15 protein-coding genes are annotated in these 17,582 nt (G+C 64.5%); 5 read left to right on the top strand and 10 right to left on the bottom strand.

Going from position 1 to position 17,582, the window contains the following annotated elements; all coding sequences use genetic code 11:
* Positions 1 to 4: 4 nt before the first annotated feature.
* Positions 5 to 1,177: a pyridoxal phosphate-dependent aminotransferase gene (locus ACKOED_RS01180; protein ID WP_408914741.1), complete on the top strand. Its 1,173-nt coding sequence runs from the start codon at positions 5 to 7 to the stop codon at positions 1,175 to 1,177.
* Between the two features lie 296 nt (positions 1,178 to 1,473).
* Here ACKOED_RS01180 and ACKOED_RS01175 read toward each other — a convergent pair whose 3' ends face one another.
* Genes ACKOED_RS01175 through ACKOED_RS01160 form a run of 4 tightly spaced genes read right to left on the bottom strand, consistent with a single transcriptional unit; the run spans position 1,474 to position 5,218 of the window.
* Positions 1,474 to 2,214, bottom strand: a complete 741-nt coding sequence (locus tag ACKOED_RS01175; protein WP_408914740.1) for an SDR family oxidoreductase — start codon at positions 2,212 to 2,214, stop codon at positions 1,474 to 1,476.
* Positions 2,215 to 2,252: 38 nt separating this feature from the next.
* The gene (locus ACKOED_RS01170; protein ID WP_408914739.1) at positions 2,253 to 3,146 is read right to left on the bottom strand and encodes a 2-dehydro-3-deoxygalactonokinase; all 894 of its coding nucleotides are present in this window, start codon (positions 3,144 to 3,146) and stop codon (positions 2,253 to 2,255) included.
* Positions 3,147 to 3,152: 6 nt separating this feature from the next.
* On the bottom strand, positions 3,153 to 4,151 hold the full coding sequence (araD1, locus tag ACKOED_RS01165) for an AraD1 family protein (protein ID WP_408914738.1): 999 nt from the start codon (positions 4,149 to 4,151) through the stop codon (positions 3,153 to 3,155).
* A gap of 29 nt (positions 4,152 to 4,180) precedes the next feature.
* Positions 4,181 to 5,218: a trans-3-hydroxy-L-proline dehydratase gene (locus ACKOED_RS01160; RefSeq protein WP_408914737.1), complete on the bottom strand. Its 1,038-nt coding sequence runs from the start codon at positions 5,216 to 5,218 to the stop codon at positions 4,181 to 4,183.
* A 166-nt stretch (positions 5,219 to 5,384) separates the two neighbouring features.
* Here ACKOED_RS01160 and ACKOED_RS01155 point away from each other — a divergent pair, with 166 nt between their 5' ends.
* Both ACKOED_RS01155 and ACKOED_RS01150 read left to right on the top strand, forming a co-directional pair.
* A complete protein-coding gene (locus tag ACKOED_RS01155; protein ID WP_408914736.1) occupies positions 5,385 to 6,401 on the top strand; it encodes a TerC family protein in 1,017 nt (338 codons plus the stop codon).
* 66 nt (positions 6,402 to 6,467) lie between these two features.
* On the top strand, positions 6,468 to 6,983 hold the full coding sequence (locus ACKOED_RS01150) for a TIGR00645 family protein (RefSeq protein ID WP_408914734.1): 516 nt from the start codon (positions 6,468 to 6,470) through the stop codon (positions 6,981 to 6,983).
* Between the two features lie 90 nt (positions 6,984 to 7,073).
* Here the strand turns inward: ACKOED_RS01150 and ACKOED_RS01145 are convergent, their stop codons facing one another.
* Genes ACKOED_RS01145 through ACKOED_RS01130 form a run of 4 tightly spaced genes read right to left on the bottom strand, consistent with a single transcriptional unit; the run spans position 7,074 to position 10,663 of the window.
* Positions 7,074 to 8,009 carry a threonine/serine dehydratase gene (locus tag ACKOED_RS01145; protein ID WP_408914733.1) on the bottom strand — a complete coding sequence of 312 codons (936 nt, stop codon included), beginning with the start codon at positions 8,007 to 8,009 and terminating at the stop codon, positions 7,074 to 7,076.
* 13 nt (positions 8,010 to 8,022) lie between these two features.
* Positions 8,023 to 8,724: a DUF429 domain-containing protein gene (locus ACKOED_RS01140; protein ID WP_408914732.1), complete on the bottom strand. Its 702-nt coding sequence runs from the start codon at positions 8,722 to 8,724 to the stop codon at positions 8,023 to 8,025.
* Positions 8,721 to 9,491: a bifunctional hydroxymethylpyrimidine kinase/phosphomethylpyrimidine kinase gene (locus ACKOED_RS01135; protein ID WP_408914731.1), complete on the bottom strand. Its 771-nt coding sequence runs from the start codon at positions 9,489 to 9,491 to the stop codon at positions 8,721 to 8,723. Before ACKOED_RS01135 ends, ACKOED_RS01140 begins: the two co-directional genes overlap by 4 nt.
* A complete protein-coding gene (locus tag ACKOED_RS01130) occupies positions 9,491 to 10,663 on the bottom strand; it encodes an NAD(P)/FAD-dependent oxidoreductase (RefSeq protein WP_408914753.1) in 1,173 nt (390 codons plus the stop codon). The genes ACKOED_RS01135 and ACKOED_RS01130 overlap by 1 nt, the downstream gene beginning before the upstream one ends.
* A 121-nt stretch (positions 10,664 to 10,784) precedes the next feature.
* Here ACKOED_RS01130 and ACKOED_RS01125 point away from each other — a divergent pair, with 121 nt between their 5' ends.
* Together ACKOED_RS01125 and ACKOED_RS01120 are read left to right on the top strand one after the other, a co-directional pair.
* Positions 10,785 to 11,654: an HpcH/HpaI aldolase/citrate lyase family protein gene (locus ACKOED_RS01125; protein ID WP_408914730.1), complete on the top strand. Its 870-nt coding sequence runs from the start codon at positions 10,785 to 10,787 to the stop codon at positions 11,652 to 11,654.
* On the top strand, positions 11,651 to 12,700 hold the full coding sequence (locus tag ACKOED_RS01120) for a MaoC family dehydratase (RefSeq protein ID WP_408914729.1): 1,050 nt from the start codon (positions 11,651 to 11,653) through the stop codon (positions 12,698 to 12,700). The genes ACKOED_RS01125 and ACKOED_RS01120 overlap by 4 nt, the downstream gene beginning before the upstream one ends.
* Here ACKOED_RS01120 and ACKOED_RS01115 read toward each other — a convergent pair whose 3' ends face one another.
* Both ACKOED_RS01115 and ACKOED_RS01110 read right to left on the bottom strand, forming a co-directional pair.
* Entirely contained in the window at positions 12,701 to 14,692 is a 1,992-nt protein-coding gene (locus ACKOED_RS01115; RefSeq protein ID WP_408914728.1) for a glycosyl transferase, read from the bottom strand.
* Positions 14,693 to 14,711: 19 nt separating this feature from the next.
* Positions 14,712 to 17,573, bottom strand: a complete 2,862-nt coding sequence (locus ACKOED_RS01110) for a beta strand repeat-containing protein (RefSeq protein WP_408914727.1) — start codon at positions 17,571 to 17,573, stop codon at positions 14,712 to 14,714.
* Positions 17,574 to 17,582: the final 9 nt, after the last annotated feature.

Genomic DNA, 17,582 nt, shown 5'->3' with positions numbered 1-17,582 from the left:
ATTCATGAATTTTGCGAAAGTCACGGCCAGGCTGAGCGGCCTCGGCTCTGAGAAGTGGGCGGTGCACATCGAAGGCCGGCGCCGGGCCTCAGATGGCCGGCCGATGATCTTCCTGTCGATCGGCGAGCCCGATTCGCCCCCTCCCGCCACCATACTGGAGGAGGCCGCCCGCCAGATGCAGGCCGGGCGCATCCGCTATGCGGAAGGCCGGGGCGAGGCCAATGTGCGCCGCGCCCTGGCCGGGCTCTACACCCGCCAGACCGGCCGCGCCATCCACGAGAACCAGTTCATCTATCTGCCCGGCACCCAGACCGCCCTGTTCGCGGCCATGATGACGGTGGTGGACGAGGGTGATGAGGTACTGATGGCCGACCCCTATTATGCCACCTATGAGGGCGTCATCGCCGCGGCGGGCGGGATACCTGCCCCGATCCGCGTCGACCCCGACCAGGGCTTCCACCTGAAGGCCACTGACCTTGAAAAGGCGATCACGCCCAGGTCACGCGTGCTGCTGATGAATTCGCCCTCCAACCCGACGGGGGCGGTGTTCACGCGCGCCGAGATCGAGAAGATCGGCGCGGTGTGCGAACGCCACGATTTGTGGATCGTGTCCGACGAGGTCTATGCCACCATGACCTACGGCAATGCGGTGTTCGCCTCGCCCTTCGATGTGCCGGCGCTGGAAAAGCGGACGATCGTCGTGTCGTCCATTTCGAAGTCACACGCGGTGCCGGGCTTCCGCTCAGGCTGGATCGCCGCGTCGGCTGAGTTCTGTGAACGCTGCATTCCGGTGACCGAGACCATGCTGTTTGGCTCGCAGCCCTTTCTGGAGGACGCGACGGCCTTTGCGCTTGGGCATCACTTCGCGGAAGTGGACGCGATGAAGCGCAACTATGAGGCCCGCGCCCGGGCGCTGGTGAAGGCGCTGGGCTCGTCGCGCAAGGTGTCGGCCCGCATGCCGGAGGGCGGCATGTTCGTGATGATCGACGTGCGGAAGACCGGTCTCACGGGCGAGGCTTTCGCCTGGCGTCTTCTTGAGGAGGAAGACGTCGTCACCATGCCGGGCGAGAGCTTCGGCGCGGGAGGTGCTGGACATTTGCGCGTGGCGCTGACCGTGGGCGAGGATGAGATCACCGAGGCCTGCCGGCGGATCGCGCGCCTGGCGGAGCGGATTTGAAACATTTTTGCCGATGTAGCTTTCCGCGCTTTCTCTTCTTCTCCCGCTCTGCGCCCTGCCCCCGATAAACTGGACCATTCTGAACTGGCGTTTTCCGCTGTAACATCCCTGACTGGGAGGGGTGGAAACTCGGGGCGAGCCAGAGCGAGGGGCCAGGTCTTACGCCGGAAGATGCTGAAAAGTGTCTCGCGTGAAGTTCGACGATCTCGCGCTGTTTTGCGCCAGTTGAAGGCCGGCCCGCGCCATCGGCGATCATGCGATGAACGGGGCCAGCCTGCCGCGCCGGCGCATTGACTTCAGCCGCGGCCGATATAGGGCATCTTGGTGGCCATCACGGTCACGAATTGCGCATTGGCGTCGAGCGGCAGCGAGGCCATGTAGAGCACCGTCTTGGCCACATTCTCCACATCCATGGTGGGTTCCGGCGCCACGGTGCCATTGGCCTGCGGCATGCCGGTCTTCATCCTTTCGGTCATGTCGGTGCCGGCATTGCCGATGTCGATCTGGCAGACGGCGATATCGTATTTGCGCCCATCCAGCGAGCCGGATTTGGTGAGCCCGGTCACGGCATGCTTGGTTGAGGTATAGGGTGCTGAATTGGGCCGCGGCGCATGCGCCGAGATCGAGCCGTTGTTGATGATGCGGCCGCCCTGCGGCGATTGCGCCTTCATCACGCGGAAGGCCTCCTGCATGCAATAGAAGACGCCGGAGAGATTGACGTTGACCACGTTCCGCCACATGTCGACCGTCAGGTCCTCGAGCAGGATGGTGCCAGGCGCTCCCGTGCCGGCATTGTTGAACAACACGTCGAGGCGGCCGAAGCGCTTCTTTCCGGCGGCGAACAATGCCTTGACCGCATCGGGGTCGGCCACATCGGTCGGAACGGCCAGCGCGTTGGGGCCGATGGCGGCGGCCACCTCATTGAGAAGATCGGCGCGGCGTCCGGCCAGCACCACGCCATAGCCTTCGCGCCCGAAGGCCAGCGCCACCGCCTTGCCGATTCCCGAACCGGCGCCTGTCACCATTGCGATTTTCATGTGCTGTCTTCCCCTGTCAGAGTTGCTGTTGGTCCGTTTCAGATGATGCCGGCATGGCGGGCGATGATGGCGAGGCCCTTGACGATGGCTTGCGGGTCACCATAGCGCACCTTCAGCCCGGCAAGCCGGATGGCTTGCACATAGCGCTGGCCGATGCCGGGCGAGGCCAGCACCATGTATTCGGCATCGCGCGGATTGTCCCGGATGGCATGCGCCACCTCGCTGCCGATCACTTGCCCCGAGAGAAAAGAGGCGATCGATTCCGGCGCCAGCTCGCCGAACAGGCCCAGCGAGCGCGCGGCGAAAATGCGGTGCAGGAAGCCGGCGGGATCATCGAAGGCCGCCTTCACACCGCGCGCGAAGGCTTCGTCATCCTCCGGCCCCGGCTTCATCAGGCGGCCAAGAATGGTGTGGTCCTTGAGCGCGGCAAAGACCTCGCCCGTCACATAGGTGGCATAGCGCGTGAGCTGCCAGCCTTCGGTGGCGATCCATTTGGAATGAGTGCCCGGCGTCACGAAATGGCTCACCCCCTGGCCCAGCGAGCCGAACACCTGCACCTCCTCGCTGCGCATCACTTCCGGCATGCCATCCGGCGCCCGGTAGCTGAGGCCAGTGGCGAAAGCGATGCGGCGGCCAGAGGCGGTTTGGTGGAAATGCAGCGCCCGCGCCAGGTCCGCGGCGGAGGCCGGGCAGGGCAGATAGGGAAGTTCGATCCAGCCCTGCCGGGAGGTGATCATGCCGGCGGCCATCACCGGCAGCGCCTTGTCCCAGCCTCCGATGTGGCGTTCCAGCGCCTGTTCGAAACGGCCATCGGTGACGGCGAGGATGCCCTCCGCCGCCGCCATGCTGTGCAGCACCCGGCCATCGCCGTCCGCCAGATAGGCGCGGAACGAGGTGGTGCCCCAGTCAAGCGCGATGAAGCGTGCCGTCACTTGTCCTCACAGGATGCGCGCGCCGCCCGGCCGGTAACGGGGCTTCGCCGCCTTCAGCGGGTTGCGCAGCGGGGCGCCGAAGGGCGGAGCGGAAATTTCGAAGACGTCCCCGTCCTGGGTTTTCACATTGTCGGCGATCGACAGCGTCGCGGTGCCGAAATAATGGATGTGGATGTCGCCCGGGCGCCGGAAGCCGTCATATTTGAAGTGATGGTATTCGAGATTGGCGAGGCTATGGCTCATATTGGCCTCGCCGGTGAGGAACGGCTTTTCCCAGATCGTCTTGCCGCCGCGGATGATGCGGCTCGTGCCCTCGATCGAGGCGGGGATCGGCCCTGTCACCATTTCGGGCCCGATGGCCGAATGGCGGAGCTTGGAATGTGCGAGGTAGAGGTAGTTCTGCCGCTCCGTCACATGGTCCGAGTATTCGTTGCCGAGCGCAAAGCCGAGCCGCACCGGCTGGCCCTTGCCGTTGATCAGATAGAGGCCTGCCAGTTCCGGTTCCTCGCCGCCATCGAGCGCGAAAGACGGCAGCGGCAGCGGCTGGCCCGGCCCCACAAGCCAGGAGCCGTCGCCCTTGTAGAACCATTCCGGCTGCACGCCCGCCTGTTTCTTGTCCTTGGGTTTGCCGCCTTCGAGGCCGAGCTTGAACATCTTGAGGCTGTCGGTGAGATCCTCAGCGCCGCCCGCCAGTTTCTTGTGCATGCCGTCGCGCGCCGCCGCCGAGCCCAGATGGGTGAGGCCGGTGCCGGTGACGATGCAATGGGCGGGGTCCGGATGATCGAGCGGGGCCAGCACCCGCTTTTCCCTGAGGGCTGCGCCATAATCTTCGGTGGCCGAGGTGGAGAGCGCGGCGGCGAGGTTCACGAGCTTCTTGCCCTCGGCGATCGCCATTGCCGCCAGGTCGCGGGTCGTTGTGGCCTTCTTGAGCAGCACGACGCGGTCCGCCGCCACAAGGCCGACGCGGCGCTTGCCCTTGCTGTCGATGATCTGGACGAGGTTCATGGCGTGTCTCCCTTGCGAACCGGCGGTGGTCAGGCGGTCGCGTCCTGGGGCCAGGTGTCCGCCAGCCGGTAACCATGCGGGAAGGGATCGCCGGGATCAAGCATCAGGGTCGACTGCCCGGTGATCCAGGCCCGCCCGGTGATGGTGGGGATGATGGCCGGGCGCCCGCCCACCGCCGTCACGGCGGCGATCTCGCCCGTGAAGCGGGTTTCGATGATGGAGCGGCCGATGTAGCGCTGGCCTTCGCCGAGCAGGCCCCTGGCATGGAGCACCGCCATCAGCGCCGAGCAGCCGGTGCCGGTGGGCGACCGGTCGATCTTGCCCGGCTTGATCACGCAGGCATTGCGGCTGGAGAGGCAGCCGTACACCGTTTCGAGCGGTCCGGTGAGAAAAGCAAAAGAGAAGTGCCGCCAGCCGGGAAGTTCCGGATGGTGGAAGGCGAGTTGCTCATTCGCCGCCCTGACGATGCGCCGGCCGGCCAGCGCCAGGTCGCGCGCCTCGCCGGGCGTCACACCAAAGCCCAGCTGGCGGGCATCGGCGATCACGAAACTGTCGCCGCCGACGGCGGTATCGACGGCACGCGTGCCCAGGCCTTCGACCTCCAGCGGCACCGCCAGACGGTCAGCGAAGGCTGGCACGTTGCGGAGCGTGATGGACTGGGCCTTGCCGCCCTGGCAGACGGCGGTGACCTCAACGAGCCCGGCCGGTGCTTCCAGCACCAGCCTGGTCTCGGGTTCGGTCATCGGAATGATCCCGGCATCGAGGAGCACGGTGGCGACGCAGATGCAATTGGACCCTGACATCGGCGGGGTATCCTCCGGCTCCATGATGATGAAACCCATCTGCGCCTGGGGGTTCTTCGGCGGCACCAGCAGATTGACATGGCGGAACACCCCGCCGCGCGGCTCGTTCAGCACCAGCGCCCGCAACCGCCCGTCGCTGGCGATGAAGCGGGACTGTTCCCACAGGGTTGCCCCGGGCGGAGGCGCCACCCCGCCGACGATCACGTCGCCCACCTCGCCTTCGGCATGGCAGCCGATCACCTGAATGGCTATCGCGCTTCGCACCCCTTACTCCCAACATTACAGGAAATTCATCTTCCCCGCCCTTGAACTTGCCGCAATTTCTCCTATTTCGCCAGAGCGGCGCCGGGTCCCTCTGGCGGGAAGAACTTTTTTCCCGCGATGTCGGAGCCACAAACCGATCGTTGACACGCAACCCAGGGGTCCGGCCATGGAATTTCTCCAAGCTTTTCTGTTTTCCGACTTTCTCGGAACGCCTGCCTATTTCTGGGTGGTGTTCATTTCCATGGTCATAGGCCTTCTGGTGTTCGACCTTGGCTTCCTGCACAAGGACCAGAAGGAGATCGAAGCCAAGGAGAGCTTCATTCTCTATGCCGGCTACATGGCCATCGCTTTCGGCTTCGGCGCCTGGGTCTGGTATGCGAGGGGCGCCCAGTCGGGTCTCGAGTTCTTCACCGGCTATCTGATCGAGCAGTCGCTGGCGATGGACAATATCTTCGTCATCGCCACGGTCTTCGCCTTCCTCGGCATCCCGCGGATCTACCAGCACCGGGTGCTGTTCTGGGGCATCATCGGCGTCATCGTGTTCCGCGCCATCCTCATCGGGCTGGGCGCGGCGCTGGTCATGTCGTTCCAGTCGGTGCTGTTCCTGTTCGGCGCCTTCCTGGTATTCACCGGACTCAAGATGTTCAAGACGTCCAATGACAAGCCGTCGCTGGAGGAGAACTGGATCGTCAAGTTCATCCGCAAGCACTTCCGGGTGACCGACCAGCTGCATGGCGAGAAGTTCCGGGTAAAGCTGCCTGACCCCAAGACCGGCAAGCTCGTGTGGTTCATCACGCCGCTGTTCGTCGCGCTGATCATCGTCGAGTTCGTGGACCTGATCTTCGCGGTGGACTCGGTTCCGGCCATCTTCGCCGTGACCCAGGATCCGTTCATCGTCTACACCTCCAACATCTTCGCCATCCTTGGCCTGCGCGCCCTCTACTTCGCGCTCGCCGCCGCCATGCACCGGTTCAAGTACCTGCAGTACTCGCTGGCGGTGATCCTGGTGCTGGTTGGCATCAAGATCTTCCTGGTGCCGCTGGGCGTGAAAATCGATACCGCCCTGTCACTCGCGGTGACCATCGGCGTGCTGGCGGCGGGCATCGGCTGGTCGCTGTGGAAGACCCGCAACGACATGCCGGAGCCTTTGCCGGGGGCCCGCAAGGCGGAGGCGGCGGAATAGCGCCGCCTCTTGTCGTGGCCCGCGGATGCGCTATGAAAAGGCCCGTTCCACGGCGGTGTGCCTGTCATGAAGAAGCTCGAACACGCGATTGAAGCCATCATCCTCGCCTCGCGCTGGCTGCTGGTCGTCTTTTATGTCGGCCTGGCGGCGGCGCTGGTGCTCTATGCCATTTCTTTCGCGGGCAAGCTGTTTGACTTCGTCACCAAGCTGTTCACGCTCGAAGAGACCGATACCATCCTGAAAATGCTGGCGCTGATCGATGCCGCCCTGGTGGCCAGCCTCGTGGTCATGGTCATCATCTCGGGCTACGAGAATTTCGTGAGCCGCTTCGACAATGCGGATGGCGGCGAAATTTCCTGGCTGGGCAAGGTGGATGCCGGATCGCTCAAGATCAAGGTGGCCTCCACCATCGTGGCGATCTCGTCCATCCACCTTCTGCAAGTGTTTCTGAACGTCCAGCAGTTCACCGACAGTCAGCTGATGTGGCTCACCATCATGCACATGGCTTTCGTGGTCTCTGCCCTGCTGCTGGCCTATATCGACCGGCTGATGGCGTCCACCAAGAAGACCAAAGGCGAATAGTAGCCACACAGAGTAAGTTGGGGTTTGTCGCCATCACACCCTCCTCTGAGTTTTGTTAGAGCAAGATCCGGACTGGTTGGACAGCCCTGGCTATTGCGGGAACAGCTTGCCGAACACGTCCATGGAAGTATTGGCGCCACAAACAATGACGCCGACGCGCTCATCCTTCTCTGGCCGGTAAGCGCCCGAGAGCAGTGCCGCGAAGGCCGCCGCCCCTCCTGGCTCGCTGACCAGCTGTAACTCGCGCCACAGCACGCGCTGGGCGTTGCGGATATCGTCATCCGACACCAGCGCCACCTCGGCCACATGGTCTTTCGCGATCTCGAACATCAGCCTGCCCACCGTGGACGCGCCGAGCGAATCGGTCGCCAGGCCCGAGGGCTTGACGGCCACCCGCTGGCCAGCGGCCAGCGCGGCATGAAGCGTGTTGCAGGTGACGGGCTCGACGCCGATGATTTTCACACCCGACTGATACCAGGCGGCGATACCGCCGATGAGACCACCACCGCCCACCGCCACCAGCAGCGTATCGAGGCCCGGCGCCTGCGCCTCCAGCTCGCGCCCCAGCGTGCCCTGGCCTTCCAGTGTCGGCTCCGCGTCATAGGCATGGACGGATGTTGCGCCGCTGGCGGCGATCCACGCCTCGCACAGCGCCAGCGCTTCATCGTAGTGGGAGCCCTGCTGCACGATCTCGGCGCCATAGGAGGCGATGCGCGCCACCTTGGCGGGCGAAGCGATTTCGGGAACGAAGATCTTCGCTTTCGCGCCCAGCCTTTGCGCCGCATAGGCGACCGCGGCGCCATGGTTGCCGCCTGACGCCGTGGCGACACCCGCCGCGCCGATATCAGCGCCAAGCAGGGTGTTGAACGCGCCACGCGCCTTGAAGCTTCCGGAATGCTGCAGGAGCTCAAGCTTCAGGGTGACGGGCAGCGCCACGCTCTCGACCGTTATCTCGACGACTGGCGTCCGCCTGACATGCGGCGCGATGCGCTGCGCGGCGCGGTTGATGGCGTCTCGGCTGATCATTGCCGAGTTTTAATCACGCGTTGATCTCCATGCGCAAGCCCCTTCGATCGCGTGGCGGATCGGCCGGAAGGCGCAGGGACCGGCCCTCAAGAATGCGCCCCGCGCTCCAGGCGCAGGCGCAGGCATCGAGCAGATCGTCAGGACCAACCTCGGCCGTGCGGTAGACGGATGGCGGCAATGCGGCCAGCGGAAAGCCCGCTGCCTCCAGCAGGGTGCGTCTCAGATCCAGTCCCGGCGGATGCGGGCGGCTCTTCTGTTTCTTGGGCAGCGGCAGCGGCTGGCCGTTATTCATCGCCCAGAAAGCCAGCTCCGGGTGCACCTCGAAGACGCGTGACTGCAGGTCCGGGGTCATCAGCGCGTCGATCTCGCGCATCTTGGGGAAGATGTGGAACACCTGCTTGGAGACTTTCTTCGGCGGATCGGCGTTGCGGAGATTGGCCGCGCAGGCGGCACGATAATCCCGGCACATCACCGCTTCGCGCGACGGCACCGAGAACACGCTGGACTGGCGTTCGCCGAGCCTCGCCCGCGCCTCCCGCTCGGCAGCACGGCCCGAGCCATCCGGAAAGCCGATTGGCATGTCGACGGCGATCGCCGCGGCATCCATGGCGAGCACATCAGCGAAGCTTCGGTACAGATGATGAGACAGGGTTTCGCCCCAGCGCACCGCGATCCAGCCGCCCGGGCAGCCGTCCACCCCGATGACCAGGCTCATCGCTGGTGCAGCGCGCCCGCCACGTCGAGCACGGCGCGTCCGGCGCTCAGCGCAATCGCCCGGGCAAGCACGGCCATGGCCGCCGCGAGCGCGGCGCGCGGCGGCGCGGCGAGACGGGCAGCGAGATAGAGCCCGCTCAGGAAATCGCCGGTGCCGTGCGGGACCTGGGCCAGCCTCGGCGTCACAAAGCTGTCAGCGTCATCGCGCGTCACCAGAACGGTTGCGATCCGGGCATCGTCAACGGGAATGGAGGTGGCCAGCACTTCATCGATGCCGAGCGACCGCGCCGCCACGATGGCGCTGTCAATGCCGGTCACCGCATGGCCGGAGAGCAGGCCGAGCTCGAAGCAATTTGGCGTGAGGCAGGTGGCGCGCGGCAGAAGTTCGGCGCGGATCGCATCCGCCACCTCCTGCGGCACATAGAGGCGGCCATGATCGCCCATCACCGGATCGACCACGACAAAGGGAATGGCCGCGCGGTCCATCAGCTTCGCCACTTCCTCAACCTGTCCCGTCGTGGCGAAATAGCCCGTCAGCACGGCATCGAGGTCATGGAGCGCGCCCAGCGCCTCCAGCGCCGCGAGCATGCGCGCCATGTCCTCGGGCGAGGTGCGGAAACCCGCCGGCGGCCCATGGCCGGGATGGTTCGACAGCGTGATGGTGGGAAGGCCCAGCACCTCGTGGCCCGCCGCCTGCAGGGCGGGAACCGCCACGGAATTGCCGACCGGCCCCCACACCACCTGGCTCGACACGCTCAAAACGCGCATCAGATGACGTTCTTCTCGAACAGCGGAGCGTTATTCAAAATCCGCTCATAGCCGAAGCGGGTAAGGTCGATGGTGCGGTAGCCGCCGTGGAGGATCAGCTCGGCGATGGCGTTGCCGGAGGCCGGGCCCTGCTGCAGCCCATGACCGGAATAGCCATTGGCGAACAGGAAATTGGCGATTTCCGGGTGCGGGCCGATCACCGCGTTCTGGTCCAGCGCGTTGTAATCATAATGGCCGGTCCAGGCGCTGATCACTTTCACCGCCTCGAACAGCGGCACACGCTCCGCCAGCCGGCCCCAGATGCGCTCCTCAAACCACGCGTAATCGACCTCCCAGTCGAAGACCTCGGGTTCCTCATGCTCCTCCGGCGACAGGCCGCAGATGAAGTTACGGCCCTCGGGCCGGAAATAGACGCCGCCTGGCTCCACCGTAAGCGGGGCCTTGTGCAGGGCCTCGGTGGCGGCCGGGCAATCGAGTACGTAGACATAACGCTTGCGCGGGCCCACCGGCAGCGCAATGCCGGCAAGTGCCGCAAGCCGCCCCGCCCCGGTGCCGGCGGCATTGACCAGCGTGCCGCAGATCAGACTCTCGCCGGATGCCAGGTCGAGGCCCGAGATGCGCGCGCCATCACGCCGGAGGCCGGCGACCTCGCCCTGGATCAGCGCAACGCCCCGCGCCATGGCAGCCTTTCGGAACAAGGCGGCCAGCGAATAGGGGTCGACCCAGCCTTCGCCCGACAGCCCGAAGCAGCCGCCAGCCAGACCATCGGCGTTGAGCCACGGAAAGCGCGCTGCGAGCGCATCGCCCTTGAGCAGCACATTATGCGCGCCATGGGCGATCTGCACCGCGTGGTTTTCCTCCAGCACCGGCATGCCGCTGGCAGTGGCAAGGATGAGGTAACCCTGTTCGCGAAACGCGGCATCCGCCTCCGGGCCGAACTCCTCCTTGAGGTTCTTCACTACTGTGACGCCAAATTTCGAGAGCGCGATGTTCTCCGGCGTCGAGAATTGCTGGCGAAGCCCGCCACAGGACCGCGCGGTGCAGCCCGATTGCCAGCTCGTATCCCTCTCGATGATGGCCACCGAGCCGGTATATCCCAGCTTCTTCAGGTAATAGGCGGTGGCGCTGCCAACCACGCCGCCGCCGACAATCGCCACGTCATAGGATGCCATGGCGGCGAGATTGCCCAAAGCCGCTGCTTCCTACAAGGGGTGAGACTTAGGGCAAAAGAGCGGGCTTCCATTCGCCGGGCCCGGCGTTTAGTTTCGCCGCTCATCGATGCACGGATTTGCCATGACCTTCAGAGCCAGACGCAGCGTTCTCTACATGCCCGGCGCCAATGAGCGCGCCCTTGAGAAAGCCAAGACCCTCGAGGCCGATTCCCTGATCCTTGATCTCGAGGATTCGGTGGCGCCGGACGCCAAGGCAGATGCCCGCGCCAGGGTCGCTGCGGCAGTGAAGGGCGGCGGTTATGGCAAGCGCGAGCTGGCGATCCGCATCAACGGTCTCGACACGCCATGGGGCGTGGAAGACCTCAAGATGGCAGCCGAGGTGAACCCCGACGCCATTCTGGTGCCGAAGGTGGCGCGGCCCGGCGACATCGTGACCGTTTCGCGGATTCACGCCGGCATGGGCGGCGCAGCCGACACCCGAATGTGGGCAATGATGGAAACGCCGATGGCGATCTTCAATGTCCGCGAGATCGCCTCCGTGCACCAGGTGGCGCGGCTATCCTGCCTGGTGCTGGGCACCAACGATCTGCTGAAGGAATCGCGGGCTCTCGCAACCGGCGGGCGCTTCGCGATTCTGCCATGGTTGTCCATGACACTGCTGGCCGCACGGGCCTACGGCCTCGATGTGCTCGACGGTGTCTATAATGATTTCCGCGACGAGGCCGGCTTTCGCGCCGAGTGTGAACAGGGGCGGGCACTTGGCATGGACGGCAAGACGCTGATCCACCCCGGCCAGATTGCGGTATGCAACGCGCTGTTCTCGCCCGCACCGGAAGAAGTGGAATGGTCGCACAAGATCATCGCAGCCTTCAAGCTGCCGGAGAATACCGCAAAAGGAGTGATCACGGTGGAAGGGCGGATGGTGGAGCGGCTGCACCTGGCCATGGCCCAACGCGTGGCCGACATCGCCGAGGCGATAACCGCGCCATGAAAACCAATCCAGGAAACTTCTTCGAGGACTTCCGGCTCGGCCAGACCATCCGCCATGCCACACCCCGCACCCTCACGGCGGGCGACCAGACGCTCTACACGGCGCTCTACGGCGCGCGTTTTGCCGTGCAGTCCTCGGAGGTTTTCGCGACAACGGCTGGCTATCCAGCCGCGCCGCTGGACGATCTCCTGGTCTTTCACGTCGTGTTCGGCAAGACCGCGCCCGATATCTCGCTCAATGCGGTGGCCAATCTCGGCTATGCCGAATGCAGGTTCCTGAAGCCTGTCTATGTGGGGGATACACTGGCGGCACAATCGGAGGTGATTGGCCTCAGGGAGAATTCCAACGGCAAGACGGGCACCGTCTATGTGAGGACTGTTGGCCTCAACCAGCATGGCGAGCAGGTTCTCTCCTATGTGCGCTGGGTAATGGTGAGAAAACGCGACGAAAAGGCCCCTGCTCCCGCTCCGGCCGTTCCAAAGCTTGGCGGCCGCGTCGACCCCTCGGAACTAGGCCTGGCCTGCCCCGCCATCGACCGTGCAGGCTGGGACGATGCGCTGTCAGGGTCTGCATGCCGCTTTGATGACTACCGGGTGGGTGAAAAGATCGATCACGCAGACGCCATGACGGTGGAGGAGGCCGAGCACCAGCTTGCGACCAGGCTCTACCAGAACACCGCACGGGTGCATTTCAACCAGCATGCGGAGGCGCAAGGCCGTTTCGGCAGGCGGCTGATCTATGGCGGACATGTGATCTCGCTGGCCCGGGCGCTGTGCTTCAACGGGCTGGCCAACGCCTTTCACATCGCGGCGATCAATGGCGGGCGGCATGTGGCGCCGCTGTTTGCGGGCGGCACCGTCTATGCCTGGTCAGAAATCCTGGAGACGGCAGAGCTTCCCAAGCGCCAGGACATCGGGGCACTGCGGATTCTGACGCGGGCTACCCGCGATCTTGCCTGCGCATCATTTCCAACCGAGGACGGCGCGGCGGACAAGCCGGGCGTCATTCTTGAACTTGACTATTGGGCGCTGATGCCCCGCGCCTGATCAGGCGGCGGCGCGCTTCAGAGGCAGAACATTGTCAGGTCCGGGCTGCGGCCACAGGCGGTAATCAGGCGCCACCGGCTCGTACTGGTTCCAACGGGCGATCTCAGCAGCATAGGCCTGCGGATCGATGCTCAGGCCCTCGCCGCCTTCGATCAGGCCCAAACCGATCTCCGCATAGCTGGCGAGATTGGTGAGATTGGGCACCGGCAATTCGCCGTTGCGGAACTCCTCCCACATCCGGTCGTAGAGTCCTTCAAGACCCTTTACCAGTCGCGGCGTATCGAACAGCGCCGCGGTGTCGCGGTTATGGACCAGCCGCTTGCGCAGCTCGCCGGCGATCCCCGGCGTCTGGGCGATGGCGATGGCGCGCGCCACATACTCTTCCCAGCTGCTGCAGACCAGTTCCGGAAGCCCCGCGGACTTGACAAGCCCGGCACAGACGCGGGCCGCAAAGCCACGGCCCTCGAGCGTGAGTACCGGTGTTCCCATCCACATGGCATCAGCCGCAGTGGTATGGGCGCCATAGGGGAAGGTATCGAGGAACAGATCAGCCAGCGGATAACGCGCGAGATGCTGTGGGTTGGGGCGCTTCGGCGCGAAACACAGACGCTCCGGCGCAACACCGGCGGCGGCCGCCATCTGACGCAGACGGGCAGTGGTTTCAGGTGATGAATCAAGCAGCCAGAGCACGCTGGACGGAACGGCATTCAGGATCTGCATCCAGGCGGTGAAGACCTGGGCGGTGATCTTCTGGGTACCGTTCAGGCAGCAGAACACAAAGCCACTTCCAGTCAGGCCCTCGGCTTCGCGCTGCGGCGGCTCCGGGGCTACCCGGCGCTTGCGGTCATTGGGCTGATAGCAGGCAAGCCGCATCACCTTCTCAGAGAAAAAGATCTCATGGCCTTCCGGAATCACATGCGGATCGGCGATGATGTAATGGTGGTAGGGCGTCGCCATGCTGCCCGGAAAGCCGAACCAGTTGGCCTGGATGGGTGCGGGACGCCTCGCGAAGACAGCGGTGCGGGCATCGCGGGTGTAGCCGTTGACATCGACCAGAATGTCAATGCCGGTGCGGGCGATGAGCGCCGCCGCGTCATCGTCCGAAAAACCGGTGATATCCGTCCATGAGTCGAGACTGGCGCGGATGCGGGATTTGGTTTCGTCATCGCGGGCGATGCCGCAGTAATAGCCGTGAATCTCGAAGCGGCTCCGGTCATGAAGCTCCATGGTTTCGGAAATGCCGAAACCAACCGCATGTTCGCGGAGGTCGGACGACACATAACCGATCTTGAGCCGCCGCGGACGTTCGGCCATGCGTGTGGAATGTTCATAGGGCGGCTTGGCTGGCCGGGCGATGGTTTCGCGCGCGTAAACCGCGGTTCGCGCCAGCTGAAACATGGGGTCGTCAAACATCACCGCGGTCGAGAGCGGCGAGATATTGGCAAGGAGCGCGCGGGCCTCGACGCCATCCCAGCCGGTCACCACCGGCCACTTACATTGGCGCTGGCGGAGCGCGATCCAGTGCTGCGCGGCCTGCGCCTCATCCGGCGACAGATCGAGAACTTGGCGCAGCGCGTCTTCGGCGGGCGCGTCGAGGTGATTTGATTCCAGTACGCGGCCCGCCTGGGTTAGCGCCATCAGCTTGTGGCGCAACGCCGCGCCGTTGACGGAAGCGAGACGGCCTGACAGCGCCAGCCATTGGCTGATCGCGGCGCCAACCTGGCCTACGTCCTCAAGAGCGCGGCCGAGATTTATATATGGTGGATGAAAGTCCGGGTTGATACGGATAGCATCGCGCAGCGCATTGATGGCGCCGAAAGGATCGCCGCTGCGCTGGGCCACGACGGCCATGTTGAACAACGCCGCGGCGAGATTTGGGTCGTCCGGATTGAGGGCGACCCAGCGTTTGTAAAGCTCGGCCGCGCCAGCCGCGTTGTGTGTCTTCTCAAGGCGCTCGGCCTCATGGAACAGGGCGATGATGGAAGAGGACAAGGCGGTCGGCGCTCCCTTGTTAGCTGTTGCTGGCGACGATCAGGGCCGTGAGCTGATCGGCGCTCATGAGGCCGATCTGGGTTGAGGTAAAGGCAAGAGCCTTGGTGCTGTTCAGCGCGGAGATTTGCGCGGCGGTGATGCCGGAGATGCTCTGCGTGCTCAGCGACGGGATGCCCGTGGTTGCGCTCAAAGCCGAGAAGTTGGTGGTGCTGAGTGCCGAGAGCTGGCTTGCTGAGAGGGCGCCGGCCTGCGCTGTTGTCAGCGCCGCGAAGACGGTGGTCGTCAGGCTGTCCAGTGCCTGGGTCTGGATAGCCCGGAATTGTGCCGCCTCCAGAGAACCGATCTGGGTTGTGGTGAAGCGGCCAAGGCTGGTGGAGTTGAGGCCGGCGACCTGCACCGTTGACAGCGACGAGGCGGCGAGAGCCGCGAGCTGAGCGGTTTCCAGACCGTTGAGCTGGGTAGAGTTGAAGCCGCGCAGCTGCGTGGAAGTGAGCTGGCCCAGCTGAGTGGTCGAGAAGTCGGCAATCGCCGTGGTGGAGATGCTGCCAAGCTGGGTGGCGGTGACGGCGCCAAGCTGGGTGGTGCTCCATGCCTGGACATCGGACGAGGCCAGCGCGCCGAGCGCATTGGCGGAGATGGCGGCGATCTGGGTTGTGGCGAGCCCGCGTACCTGGGTGCTCGAGAGGTTCCCCACCGCCGTGGTGTTGAGACCCGCCGCCTGCTGGGTCGAGATCAGGCTGAGGTCGAGCGCCTGCAGGTAGGCGGAGTCCAGGGCATTCAGCTGGGTTGTGGCGATGCCGCGGAGCTGCACCGATGTCAGGCCGCCAAGCTGGGTGGTTGAGAAGTCCTGGATTTCGGTCGAGGTCAACCCGGCCATCTGCTGCGAAGTGATCGCGGCGAGCTGGGTGGTCGACCAGCCGCGGACTTCGGTGGAGCTCAGCGCGCCGAGGCCGGTGGCGGCGAGAGCCGCGATCTGGCCGGTGGTGAGCGCCTGCGCCTGGGTCGTCGACAGCGCGTCGAGCGTCGTAGCGCTGATGCTTCTGATCTGAGAAGTCGACAGATCGGCGACATTGAGCGCCGTCAACTCCGCCGTTCCGAGGTTGTTCAGCTGGGTGGCGGTGAAAGCCCGCACCTGCGTGCTGGTCAGCTGCCCGAGCTGGGTGGTCGAGAAGCCGGCGATCCCGGTGGTGGTGAGCAGAGAAAGCTGGCGGGTGGTGATAGCGCCGAGCTGGGTGGTGCTCCAGGCCTGGAGATCGGTGGAGTCCAGCGCGCCAAGACCCGTTGTGGTCATCGCCGCGACTTGCGTTACGGTGAAACCCCGCGCCTGGGTCGTGGTCAGGTTACCGATCGCCGTCGCATCCATCGCCACAACCTGGGTTGCCGACAGATCGGCGACGTTCAGCGCGTTAAGCTGCGTTGTGCCGAGATTGTTGATCTGGGTGCCCGTCAGGCCGCGCAGCTGCGTGGAAGTGAGCTGGCCCAGCTGAGTGGTCGAGAAGTCGGCAATCGCCGTGGTCGTGAGGCCGGCCAACTGCTGTGATACCAAAGCTGCGAGTTGCGTCGTAGACCAGCCGCGCACCTCCGTCGAGCTCAACGCATCGAGGCCCGTGGAAGTTAAAGCGGCAATCTGCGTGGTGCTGAACGACTGCGCCTGAGTGGTGGAGAGAGCGTCAATCGCAGTCGAGGACATGCTGCGGAGTTGTGTGACGCTGAGCGACGTGACATCAAGCGCGTTAAGCTGGGTCGTCGCCATATTGTTGAGCTGACCGGTGGTCAGCCCGCGGACCTGCGTCGAAGTCAGCTGCCCGAGCTGGGTCGTGGAGAACTCCGCGATCGCCGTGGTCGAAAGGCCGGCGAGCTGCTGCGACGTGATAGCTGCGAGCTGGCTCGTGGACCAGCCCTGGACTTCCGTCGAGCTCAGTGCTTCAAGGGCCGAAGACGACAGCGCGGCGATCTGCGCGGTCGTAAGAGACTGCGCCTGCGTAGTGGACAGAGAATCGATCGCTGTCGCCGACATGCCACGGATCTGAGAGACGCTAAAAGCCGCCGCATTGAGCGCGTTCAGCTGCGCCGTCGCCAGATTGTTGAGCTGCGTCGTCGTTAGGCCGCCCACCTGGGAATTGCTCAGCAGGCCAAGTTGGGTGGTGGAGAAATCGCTGACCGCGGTTGTCGAGAGTCCTGCCAGCTGCTGCGATGTGATGGCCGCGAGCTGCGTCGTGGACCAGCCTTGGATTTCCGTTGAGCTGAGCGCGTCAAGCCCGGTCGAGGAGAGAGCGGCGATCTGCGTAGCGGTGAGCGACTGCGCCTGGGTTGTTGAAAGAGAATCAATCGCCGTGGAGGACATACCGCGGATCTGGGATGTCGTGAGCAAGCTCACATCGAGCGCGTTGATCTGAGTGGTGGCCAGGCTGTTTATTTGGGTTGTCGTAAGGCCGCGTACCTGAGTCGAGGTCAACTGACCGAGTTGCGTGGTTGAGAAATCGGAAATTCCGGTGGAGGTCAATCCGGCAATCTGGCTTGAGGTTACGGCGGCCAGCTGCGTCGTATTCCAGCCCTGGATGTCCGTGGATTCCAGCGCCTCGACCGCGTAGGCCTGCATGGCGCCGATCTGCGAGGCGGTTAACGCGCTCGCCTGCGTTGAGGTGAGATTGGTGATGGTGGTGGCGATGAGAGACCGGATGGCGGACGTGGAGATAGACTGCACCTGCGAGGTGCTAAGAGCCGTAAGATCGGTGGTTTCCATGGCATTGAGTTGCGTGGCGGAGAACGCGGCCATCTGAGTGGTGCTCAGAGCCTGGATGTCGGTTGTTGAAAACGCCTGAATGGCCGTGGCGCTGAGAGACGCGATTTGCCGCGTGGTCAAACCTGAAACGATCGACATCAGAAGGAC

Origin of the sequence: Aestuariivirga sp. (genome assembly GCF_046093005.1) — a bacterium.
Lineage (GTDB): Bacteria > Pseudomonadota > Alphaproteobacteria > Rhizobiales > Aestuariivirgaceae > Aestuariivirga.
This window is presented reverse-complemented; position numbering and strand designations above follow the sequence as displayed.

Excerpts from the sequence above, each read along its gene's own strand:
- ACKOED_RS01120 (WP_408914729.1), top strand. The coding sequence starts at position 11,651 with ATGAAAACCAATCCAGGAAACTTCTTCGAGGACTTCCGGCTCGGCCAG.
- ACKOED_RS01150 (WP_408914734.1), top strand. The coding sequence starts at position 6,468 with ATGAAGAAGCTCGAACACGCGATTGAAGCCATCATCCTCGCCTCGCGC.
- ACKOED_RS01155 (WP_408914736.1), top strand. The coding sequence starts at position 5,385 with ATGGAATTTCTCCAAGCTTTTCTGTTTTCCGACTTTCTCGGAACGCCT.
- ACKOED_RS01140 (WP_408914732.1), bottom strand. The coding sequence starts at position 8,724 with ATGAGCCTGGTCATCGGGGTGGACGGCTGCCCGGGCGGCTGGATCGCG.
- ACKOED_RS01145 (WP_408914733.1), bottom strand. The coding sequence starts at position 8,009 with ATGATCAGCCGAGACGCCATCAACCGCGCCGCGCAGCGCATCGCGCCG.
- ACKOED_RS01175 (WP_408914740.1), bottom strand. The coding sequence starts at position 2,214 with ATGAAAATCGCAATGGTGACAGGCGCCGGTTCGGGAATCGGCAAGGCG.
- ACKOED_RS01135 (WP_408914731.1), bottom strand. The coding sequence starts at position 9,491 with ATGCGCGTTTTGAGCGTGTCGAGCCAGGTGGTGTGGGGGCCGGTCGGC.
- ACKOED_RS01125 (WP_408914730.1), top strand. The coding sequence starts at position 10,785 with ATGACCTTCAGAGCCAGACGCAGCGTTCTCTACATGCCCGGCGCCAAT.
- araD1 (WP_408914738.1), bottom strand. The coding sequence starts at position 4,151 with ATGAACCTCGTCCAGATCATCGACAGCAAGGGCAAGCGCCGCGTCGGC.
- ACKOED_RS01130 (WP_408914753.1), bottom strand. The coding sequence starts at position 10,663 with ATGGCATCCTATGACGTGGCGATTGTCGGCGGCGGCGTGGTTGGCAGC.
- ACKOED_RS01110 (WP_408914727.1), bottom strand. The coding sequence starts at position 17,573 with ATGTCGATCGTTTCAGGTTTGACCACGCGGCAAATCGCGTCTCTCAGC.
- ACKOED_RS01180 (WP_408914741.1), top strand. The coding sequence starts at position 5 with ATGAATTTTGCGAAAGTCACGGCCAGGCTGAGCGGCCTCGGCTCTGAG.